The sequence below is a fragment of the Hubeiibacter jixunmingi genome (genome assembly GCF_041928215.1).
In the GTDB taxonomy this organism is placed as follows: Bacteria; Pseudomonadota; Gammaproteobacteria; order Pseudomonadales; family Moraxellaceae; genus Acinetobacter.
On the sequence record NZ_JBHFHK010000122.1, the window covers coordinates 1 to 1,240 of the forward strand.

The 1,240-nt window shown below is 43.3% G+C and carries 1 protein-coding gene and 5 tRNA genes; all 6 read left to right on the forward strand.

The window, feature by feature from the left end; all coding sequences use genetic code 11:
• The first annotated feature begins 161 nt into the window (after positions 1 to 161).
• The 6 genes from ACEYX7_RS10890 (at position 162) to ACEYX7_RS10915 (ending at position 1,232) form a co-directional block, all read left to right on the forward strand.
• Positions 162 to 536 carry a YbaN family protein gene (locus tag ACEYX7_RS10890; RefSeq protein WP_374807171.1) on the forward strand — a complete coding sequence of 125 codons (375 nt, stop codon included), beginning with the start codon at positions 162 to 164 and terminating at the stop codon, positions 534 to 536.
• Positions 537 to 692: 156 nt separating this feature from the next.
• A tRNA-Val gene (locus tag ACEYX7_RS10895) sits at positions 693 to 768 on the forward strand.
• A 36-nt stretch (positions 769 to 804) separates the two neighbouring features.
• A tRNA-Asp gene (locus ACEYX7_RS10900) sits at positions 805 to 881 on the forward strand.
• Positions 882 to 927: 46 nt separating this feature from the next.
• Positions 928 to 1,004, forward strand: a tRNA-Asp gene (locus ACEYX7_RS10905).
• Between the two features lie 28 nt (positions 1,005 to 1,032).
• Positions 1,033 to 1,108 (forward strand) — tRNA-Val (locus ACEYX7_RS10910).
• Between the two features lie 47 nt (positions 1,109 to 1,155).
• A tRNA-Asp gene (locus tag ACEYX7_RS10915) sits at positions 1,156 to 1,232 on the forward strand.
• The last annotated feature ends 8 nt before the right edge of the window (positions 1,233 to 1,240 follow it).

Sequence of the window (1,240 nt, forward strand, 5' to 3'; positions counted from 1 at the left end):
ATTGGCTGTCGCTAAAGCCCTTGATTGTTTCGTATCTCATCTTGTCATTATATCAAAACTTTCGCAAGATGTCTATTCTCATTACTAAATATTTTTGCCATCTGTTTATGATATTGTTAATATAATCGACAGAATATTTGGCTCTTTTGTAGCATGATCTAATGAAAATTTTGTTGTGGCGTAGTCTCGTTATAGTTTTTCTTATTTTAGCCTTTATTGGTGCAGTGTTGCCAGGTTTACCTACAACAGTATTTTTGATTCTTGCAGCATGGGCAGCATCGAAAGGATGGCCTGAAGTAGACGAATGGTTATTAAATCACCCTAAATATGGTGCAACACTAAGAGATTGGCGAGAAAATGGCACCGTCCCAAGACGTGCAAAATGGATTGCCAGCATCATGATGTCGGTAAGTGCATTAATTATGCTATTTACGCACGCACCATGGTGGGTAAAAACATTCGCCATTGTGAGTATGGTGCTGGTTTGTATTTGGCTATGGTCACGTCCAGAGCAAAAACTGCCTGTGCAACCTTAAAAAGCGTTATGATAAATGTCAAAAAATGCTTATTAAATGTGTGAAATTACAGGAAATGAATATAAAATCGCCATTAGAATAAAAAAATAATAAAATCATTTGACAGTTGCGAGATATTCTCTATAATGCAACACACAAAGTTACTGTTGATAAAACGGGTGCTTAGCTCAGTTGGTAGAGCGTCTGCCTTACAAGCAGAATGTCGGCGGTTCGATCCCGTCAGCACCCACCATTATTTAACAAGTGATTGCGATATATCCCATTAAGTGCAGCGGTAGTTCAGTTGGTTAGAATACCGGCCTGTCACGCCGGGGGTCGCGGGTTCGAGCCCCGTCCGCTGCGCCATTTAATTGATATATTGTGATGATTACTTTGTAGATTTCTTGCGAATGCAGCGGTAGTTCAGTTGGTTAGAATACCGGCCTGTCACGCCGGGGGTCGCGGGTTCGAGCCCCGTCCGCTGCGCCATTTACAAGAATTTACTTTTTTAAGCATAGGGTGCTTAGCTCAGTTGGTAGAGCGTCTGCCTTACAAGCAGAATGTCGGCGGTTCGATCCCGTCAGCACCCACCATTAGTGACCATACCTTGATTGTTTTTTAGATTTTAGGTAGCCAGTACGCAGCGGTAGTTCAGTTGGTTAGAATACCGGCCTGTCACGCCGGGGGTCGCGGGTTCGAGCCCCGTCCGCTGCGCCATTTACAAG